General features: G+C 53.3%; 1 pseudogene. It reads left to right on the forward strand.

Annotated elements, in window-relative coordinates:
• Nucleotides 1–752, forward strand: a pseudogene (locus J7438_RS26395) (hypothetical protein); the annotation flags it as partial.

Consider the following 752-nt stretch of genomic DNA (forward strand, 5'->3'; position numbering starts at 1 on the left):
CACTTCAAAATCAATAGTTTTGAGTTTGCCGATGGCACCATCTTATCCAATGCCGACCTTGAAGAGCAGGTGGTGACTTATGGAACTGAAGGTAACGATCAGACCATGATTGGCTACCGTGATCATCATGATGAGATCCATGCCGGTGCCGGAGACGATAAAGTCTGGGGACGTGCCGGTAATGATTTGATTCATGGCGATGCCGGTGATGATTACCTGGACGGTGAAAGCGGCGATGATCGTTTATTCGGTGGTGAGGGCAACGACAACCTTCAAGGCAAAGAAGGCACCGATCACCTGGAAGGTGGTATGGGAAGTGACTCCCTCTCTGGCGGTAGTGGTGACGATACCCTGCTCGGGCAGTCTGGCGAAGACCAGTTGTTCGGCGGTGAAGGCAATGATCATATGGAAGGTGGTGCTGACGATGACTACATGGATGCCGGTGCCGGTGATGACACGTTGATCGGCGGTGATGGTAATGACCAGCTTCGTGGAGAGGGCGGCAACGACACCTTGATAGGAGGCGCGGGTCAGGATACTTACGTCTGGGCAGTGGGTGATGGCGCGGACGTTGTTGATAACCGAGGCGGACACGGACTGTTGTTGCTTCAGGGTGGTGCAACTCTGGAGTTTTTGGACTTCAGCCGTGATGGGGATGACCTGCTGATTGCTATGAAAGATCAGGAGGGTCAGTCAATCCGTGTACAGAATCACTTTCTTGGTGGTGACTGGGCACTGGATGGTGTACAGCC

Source organism: Thalassotalea sp. G20_0 (assembly GCF_017744175.1).
Lineage (GTDB): Bacteria > Pseudomonadota > Gammaproteobacteria > Pseudomonadales > Endozoicomonadaceae > Endozoicomonas.